5 protein-coding genes and 1 pseudogene are annotated in these 7,040 nt (G+C 50.5%); 4 read left to right on the top strand and 2 right to left on the bottom strand.

Translation table 11 applies throughout. The annotated features are described in order from the left end of the window. Together GEI7105_RS35695 and GEI7105_RS40220 are read left to right on the top strand one after the other, a co-directional pair. Positions 1-286 (top strand): zinc ribbon domain-containing protein (locus GEI7105_RS35695; protein ID WP_144054105.1); only part of this gene is annotated, 286 nt, incomplete at its 5' end. Positions 287-459: 173 nt separating this feature from the next. Next, positions 460-744 (top strand): annotated as a pseudogene (locus tag GEI7105_RS40220) (transposase); the annotation flags it as partial. Between the two features lie 2 nt (positions 745-746). Here the strand turns inward: GEI7105_RS40220 and cysE are convergent. Next, complete coding sequence (cysE, locus tag GEI7105_RS0128175) at positions 747-1,493, bottom strand: serine O-acetyltransferase (RefSeq protein WP_017663697.1); 747 nt, start codon at positions 1,491-1,493, stop codon at positions 747-749. A gap of 534 nt (positions 1,494-2,027) precedes the next feature. Here cysE and tatC point away from each other — a divergent pair. Next, positions 2,028-2,810 (top strand): twin-arginine translocase subunit TatC, encoded by a 783-nt coding sequence (gene tatC, locus GEI7105_RS0128165; RefSeq protein WP_017663695.1) that lies wholly within the window; start codon positions 2,028-2,030, stop codon positions 2,808-2,810. 299 nt (positions 2,811-3,109) lie between these two features. On the opposite strand, the gene GEI7105_RS0128160 is transcribed toward tatC, so the two are convergent. Then, the gene (locus tag GEI7105_RS0128160) at positions 3,110-4,270 is read right to left on the bottom strand and encodes an RNA-guided endonuclease InsQ/TnpB family protein (protein ID WP_017663694.1); all 1,161 of its coding nucleotides are present in this window, start codon (positions 4,268-4,270) and stop codon (positions 3,110-3,112) included. A gap of 560 nt (positions 4,271-4,830) precedes the next feature. Between GEI7105_RS0128160 and GEI7105_RS0128150 the strand changes: the two genes are divergently transcribed. Continuing rightward, positions 4,831-6,696, top strand: coding sequence for a DUF3352 domain-containing protein (locus tag GEI7105_RS0128150; RefSeq protein ID WP_017663692.1), 1,866 nt, complete (start codon positions 4,831-4,833; stop codon positions 6,694-6,696). Positions 6,697-7,040 lie beyond the last annotated feature (344 nt).

Here is a 7,040-nt window from a genome sequence, read left to right as displayed (position 1 = left end):
TCTCTCGACTCGAACTCACGTTTGCCAGTGTGGGTGCGAGTTGGATAGAGACCACAACGCAGCCATCAACATCCTGAACGCTGCCTTGAGTACGGTAGGGCATACCGGAACTTTGGTTCGGCTTCGCTCACCGAGCGCAGTCGAGGTGAACGCTTCTGGAGATTTGACCGCTACTTTGGCTGGTGCAAACCTGTCAGAGCAAGTCGGATCGTTGAAGGAAGAATCCCCACGCCGTGATAGCTGGGGAGTGTCAAGAAGTCATACGGAATCCGAATCTCAACGCTGAGCGGAGTCGAAGCGTTGAGTCCGAGCGGCGTCGAGGACTCAAACACTGGTTTTGTTCAACCTGACAAGTCTATCTATCACCCCATCCATCCCCTTCGCCCCCCTTTGAAAGGGGGGCGAAGGGGGGTTGGGGTGAAGACTTCTTGAAACCTAGCTTATCGGAAACGGATGGAGTATTACAAACTATTAGGAGGATTATTTGAAGAAAGTGAGCGAAAAAAACTCACTCAGATAGCCCTAAACTCGTTGGGAGTGGTTTACAGCCACTTACGCCATTTTGTAACCGAATCCCCTTAGCAGGAGCAGCGCATTAACGAACGTCGGTTAATCGTGATGAACTCTGCTAGCAAACCCAAGTGCGTTGTGGATTCGCCTTGCTGCTCGATGATAGCGGACATCGAAAAAGCGGCAACTTCACAGTGGGGGGTAGGGAGACAGTACATCGGAGAAATCGGCAAACCCTAAATTCCCGAACCGTCGAGGAATTCGCGAATCACGCGATCGCGAAGCTGGCAGTTGGGAGCGGCTCCGACGCAAATCTCCTCTCCGTCAGACGAAACGTAGACAGGTTGAGGTTGCTCTCGAAGTTGCTCGACTTGCTGCTCGAGAACCTGAATGCGATCGACCAAACTGCGGATGACTTGCGCTTCCGAGTCGGGAAGCTGTCCGTGTTCGAGGGGATTCACGCGAACGCCAGAGCGGTACACCACGCGCCCAGGAACACCGACTACCGTGCAATCGGAGGGAACGTCTCGTAACACCACCGAACCCGCCCCAATGCGGACGTTATTACCGATCAGCAGGTTTCCAAGAACTTTTGCTCCGGCCCCGACCACCACGTTTTCTCCGAGGGTGGGGTGGCGTTTACCGCTTTCTTTCCCGGTTCCGCCGAGGGTGACACCTTGATAAATCAAACAACCGTCGCCAATGATGGCGGTTTCCCCAATCACAACTCCCATTCCGTGGTCGATAAAGACTCCTTCGCCAATAGTGGCACCGGGATGGATTTCAATTCCCGTGATGAAGCGAGAGAGATGGGACATGAAACGAGGGAAGAAGGGAATGCCAATGTGATAGAGCCAGTGTGCCACTCGATGGAACATGAGCGCCTGTAAGCCGGGGTAGCAAAACAGCACCTCTAACCAGTTTCGGGCGGCAGGGTCGCGATCGAAGATGATGCGAAAGTCGGCAGCGAGGGAACGTAACACGGCGATCTAACCTGGTAACACAAACCACAGTTTATTATCTTAGTTGATTATTTGGAGTTCGCAGCGATCGATCTCGGTTCGGTTTTTCCCCCTTTCTCGACGGCGGACGTTTACAGGAAAGGGAGCCAAGCCCACGTCTTTTAAGCGTGGGACGAACGTGTTGAAGCTTTTAAGCTTCGAGGCTACAATTCTACTTGAGGCACAGGTCGCTAACCTCATAAAAAACCTGGCATCGAAAGATGAGAACCTTGAAAACTGAAGTTATGGGGTTCCACATGGAAAATAGCTTGTGTGGGTAAAAACTTCAAGCGTCAAGCATGGAGATTCACAGATTTTGAACTCCACGGTACGGTCGGGCAGACCAGAACCGGCTCTCTGAAATGGGCGCGAACGCGCCGGCGTGATATTGGCCTCTGGGCATTTGGCTTCCGAGTCAAATGCGTAAGTCAGATCGTTGAACCAAGAATCCCACGAATTCGATTCGTGGGAGTGTCAAACTAAGAAAAAGTACGATCGGCTCACTTACACGGATTCATGACATCGCCTCCAGACACCCAAAACATCCAATCTTCTGAAGACACGAACGATACGCAGGACGAGCATCTCGACGAATTCCCTTATGAGGTGGAAATGTCGCTGTTCGACCATTTAGAAGAGTTACGACAGCGCATTTTCTACTCGATTATCGCGGTGTTCGTGGCGATCGCCGCCTGTTTTGTCACCGTCAAACCCATCGTTCGCATTCTCGAAGCTCCCGCGCAAGGGGTGGACTTCGTGCAAATTCGCCCCGGTGAGTTTTTCTTCGTTTCGATTCAGGTGGCGGGATATTCTGGCTTACTGCTGGCGACGCCGTTTATTCTGTATCAAATTGTCCGCTTTGTCTTACCCGGTTTGACGCGGCGGGAACAACGGCTGATCGCTCCGGTGGTGTTGGGATCGAGCGTGTTGTTCCTCGGCGGTTTGGTGTTTGCGTATTTCGCTTTGATTCCGGCGGCGTTGAACTTCTTTGTGTCTTATGGAGAAGGCGTCGTCGCGCAACAATGGTCGATCGACGAGTATTTCAAGACGATTCTCCTGCTACTGTTCAGTACTGGAATCGCGTTTCAAGTTCCAGTATTGCAGGCGCTCCTTGGTGGATTGGGAATCGTATCCTCGAAGCAAATGCTCTCGGGGTGGCGGTACGTGGTGCTGTCGGCGGCGGTCGTCGGTGCGGTGTTAACGCCTTCGACCGACCCTCTCACGCAAAGTTTACTCGGGGGAGCGGTGGCGATGTTGTATTTTTCAGGAATCGGTCTGGTGAAGTTAATGGGACGGTAAATACAGTCACCAGGCTTTTACAGTGAGTAAAGTAATGAGCCGCAAACAGTGTAGAGTGCAGAGTGTAGAGTGGGAAGTCTTCTTTAACTCTTCACTCTACACTCTTAATGCTTCCCTGAAAGAGTCTCACTGCCAACGTACACCGCCTACATACAAGGGTACGTGACTCGAAAAATCGGGTGTAAATCGTGCTTACCCATAAATCGTCACGCACCGCCCCAACCAGTTGATGGGGAGATTTTCCATTATTCGAGTCATCCGTTTTGACATACTCCCCAGCCTGAAGGCGTGGGGATTCTTTACGCTTCATTGAGTTGTGCTACCGAAGTAGTCTGACCATCTCTCGACGTACATTTAAGGTCGTGCCGATGCCCCATGCCGACCATTTCTATATTTTTAGACGCATTATCATCTCGGTCGTGTTCTGTACCGCAATTTAGGCAAATCACTGACCGCACAGACAAATCAATTTTTCCCCACCTATAACCGCAATTAGAACAGGTTTGACTGGTGGGTTCCCAACGTCCGATCGCTACAAACTTGCGTCCGTACTTTTCAGACTTTGCTTCAACCAATACCCTGAACTCTCGCCAGCCTTGTTGACTTATAATTCTAGACAACTTACGGTTTTTAACCATTCCTGACACGTTCAAATCTTCCAAAATGATAGTTTGGTTTTCACTAACGACCTTGGTTGATAGTTTGTGTAGGAAGTCTTGGCGAGTGTCTGCAATCTGATTGTGTAGTTTGGCTATCTGAATACGGGTTTTGTTTCTGCGTTTTGAGTCTTTCTGCTGTCGTGCTAACTTGCGCTGAAGTTTGCGAAGCTTGCGGTCTAAATGCTTGTAACAAGGACTTGCCGTTTTTTCACCATTACTCATCACAGCAAAAGTTTTAATTCCTAAATCAATGCCAATGCTTTGGTTTTTAGCATCAATACTGATTGGCTCAACTTCTACGACAAAGCTTAGGAAGTAACGGTTAGCACAGTCCTTAATAACAGTTACAGAGGTAGGACTTGCGGGTAGCTCTCTTGACCAGACAGGCTTAACAACGCCAATCTTTGCAAGATAAACACCTTTGTCTTTAATGGAGAAACCTCCAATCCTGAACCGTGCTGATTGGCTATTAGTCCGTTTTTTAAACTTAGGATAACCAACTTTACGACCTTTTCTTTTGCCTTTGCAAGAACCAAAAAAGTTCTTAAAAGCTGTCTCTAGATCGGCTACAGACTGTTGTAAAGGTATGTTTGATACCTCGCTCAACCACGCCCTAGCTTCAGTCTTTTTTGCCTGAGCGATCGCTATTTTTTGGAGTTCGGACGACTTAGGTTTTTTCTCAGATTGTTTGCAGATAGCCAAAGCATCGTTATAGACAACACGAACACAGCCGAATAAACAAGCTAAGCTCTGCTTTTGTTGGTCTGTTGGATAAAAACGATATTGGTATCTGGCTTTCATTAGTTTGTCACCCTTAATTATAGTATACTGAATATATTGCTATTCGATCGGACAATTTGCGGTGCGACCCCGCGCCGTCGTACGGCGCGAGCGCTTGCCCTGCTCGCACTGCTTGCACTGCTTGCCCTGCTTGCACTGAGCTTGTCGAAGTGAGCTTGTCGAAGTGAGCTTGTCGAAGTGAGCTTGTCGAAGTGAGCTTGTCGAAGTGAGCTTAGTCGAAGGGTACGCGCACCAAGAGAATATGAAAACCGAGAAAATATTTTTGAGAGTTGCCGAATATGAAAAAAGACAGCTTTTAGAAGAAGCTGTTAGGCGTGGTATGACACAATCAGAACTAATTAGAAGTTTAATTGCTCGTTTTCCAGAACCCAGTAAAAAGCCGTCCTAGAAGGCTTGCCCTGCTCGCACTGCTTGCCCTGCTTGCCCTGCTTGCCCTGCTTGCACTGAGCTTGTCGAAGTGAGCTTGTCGAAGTGAGCTTGTCGAAGTGAGCTTGTCGAAGTGAGCCAAGTCGAAGGGACGGGGCTTGTATCCCGGTTTTTTGGTCAATATTCAATTCACAATGAAGCATTTTCTAACTCTGGCTTTTCTAGCGTTTGGGGGAATTTCTGCGGGTCATGCCGCCGAACCCGAACCGGCCAAAATCGTTCCGCCAGCCGTCACACAGTATATTCCAGCGAACGCAGCGACAGTGGTGTTATTCCGAACGGATAATACCTGGTCGGATTTGGCGCAGTTTGCCGGAGTTCCCGATAATATCGACGCACCCGGTGTTTTACCTTTCGTTCCCCTGTCGAACGAAGATTTCGATGCGAACGTGCGATCGTGGGCGGGAGAGTGGGCAGCCTTTACGAAATCGACTGTTTCTGCGATTTCCTCGGAGGTTCCCACCTACAATATTACGTTGCTTCCTTTAAAAGATGAGGACGCGTTCGATCGCTATCTCGATCGCGTGCGAGACAGCCGCAGCCAATCTCCGGAAATCCAAACCCACAACGGCGTCGAATTTCTGTTCTTTCCGGCGGACAATCCACCGCCTCCACCCGTGTTGGAAGAAGTTCCAGGGAATGAAGAGAGATTGGATCCCGCTTCAGAAAGTTCGTTAACCAAAGCGATCGCCGTCTATTCTAACTATTTCGGCGATTTCAAGCGATCGCTCTTGGCGCAAACCGCTCCGTCAACGCCACCAGAGACTCCCACTGACGACATTCCAACCGTACTCTTTCCTCCGACACCGCTGTACGCCCCCAGTCTCGCGATCGCCCGTTTGCCGGGATACGTGGTATTCGCCGCCACTGCTGAGGATTTACGGGGCTTTCTCGACGTTCCCAACACTGTGAAGCCTCTCGCCGAGGTTCCTGGGTTTCAAAATCTCTTAGCTCACGAGGCGTTCGATCGCTCTCTAATTGCGTTTTACGGCAATTTCAAACAAATTGCCCAACAATTCAACAGACTGCCGATTCCCACTGGCGAGGGCGAAACCTTTGCCAATTTAGCGGAAATCTACAGCCAAGCCTACACCACCGGAGAAGCCCTCATTTGGACGAACGACACGGGCATTCGGGGTCAGTTTCGCGCACACTATCGCGAACCGCAACCGGATATCGCTGCCAACGCCACTAACGACAATCGCCTCCTCGAGTATCTCCCCGCCACGGTTTACGGTTCCGTTAACGGGAAAAACCTAGGCGAAGGGTTGAGGTTAATTTTAGAGGCGTACAGTCAAATCCCAGAACTGGCTGGGTTTGTCGAACAACTGCGTCGAGGCGTTGAGGAAAACTTAGAACTCGATTTCGATCGCGACGTTCTCAGTTGGATGGATGGCGAATTTGCGCTCGTCGCGTTTCCCTCCAACGGCGGTTTGTTTCCGAGTTTCAGCCCTGAGTTTCAAGTCGGTGTGGGAATTTTACTCGAAACGAGCGATCGTCCCGCCGCCGAACGCTTTCTCTCCACTCTCGATGACTTCGTGGGACGCGTCGGCGAGGGTCTCGTCTTGGTAGATACCACCAATATTGCAGGCGAACCGTTCGTGAGTTGGAACGCTCCTTTTTTGTTCGACGGTTCCTCCGTCAGTCAAATGAGTCACGGTTGGCTCGACGACAACACGCTGTTAATTGCGACTGGGACGGTTCCCGCCTCGCAACTGTACCCCCAACCCCGTTTGGGTTTGGCTGACAGCTACAATTTCCAAACGGCGATCGCGCCCTTTCCCACGACAAATTCGGGCTATTTATACTACAATTTCGGCTCAGCTTGGGCGTTCGTCAATACCTTGTTTTTAAATAGTTTTCCTCCGCCGCCCCCTTCTGCCAATATGAATACGTTTGTCGATACAATGCGATCGATCCGCAGCTTTAGTTTTTCAATTGCCTTTGCTGAAGATCGCGAACAAGCTGATTTCAACCTCGTTTTATCGCCCAAACGCTGACGTCGATCGACTCGCCTCCTGACAGCTTTTCGCGTTCGGGAGGCTTTCTCCTTTTTTCGTATTAACTTGAGTTAAGGAAGTGCGAGTGCGAGTACCTCATCGCCACCGAGTTCGTCTCGTCGTTTCCCGGCGAATACTCCATCCTTTTCCGATAAGCTAGGTTTCAAGACGTCTTCACCACATCCCCCCCTAGCCCTCTATCCCCCCTTCGCCCCCCTTTGAAAGGGGGGTTGGAGGGATGGTTGGGGGGATAGAGGGACTTGTCGGGTTGGGCCAAACCAGTATTTGAGTCCTCGACTCCGCTCGGACTCAACGCTGAGCGAAGTCGAAGCGAGCGAAGTCGA

Origin of the sequence: Baaleninema simplex PCC 7105 (assembly GCF_000332355.1) — a bacterium.
GTDB lineage: Bacteria > Cyanobacteriota > Cyanobacteriia > Cyanobacteriales > Geitlerinemataceae > Baaleninema > Baaleninema simplex.
The sequence above is the reverse complement of the archived record's forward strand: the minus strand, read 5'-3'. Positions and strand labels throughout refer to the sequence as shown.

Coding starts and splice junctions, on each gene's coding strand:
- tatC (WP_017663695.1), top strand. CDS start 2,028: ATGACATCGCCTCCAGACACCCAAAACATCCAATCTTCTGAAGACACG.
- GEI7105_RS0128160 (WP_017663694.1), bottom strand. CDS start 4,270: ATGAAAGCCAGATACCAATATCGTTTTTATCCAACAGACCAACAAAAG.
- GEI7105_RS0128150 (WP_017663692.1), top strand. CDS start 4,831: ATGAAGCATTTTCTAACTCTGGCTTTTCTAGCGTTTGGGGGAATTTCT.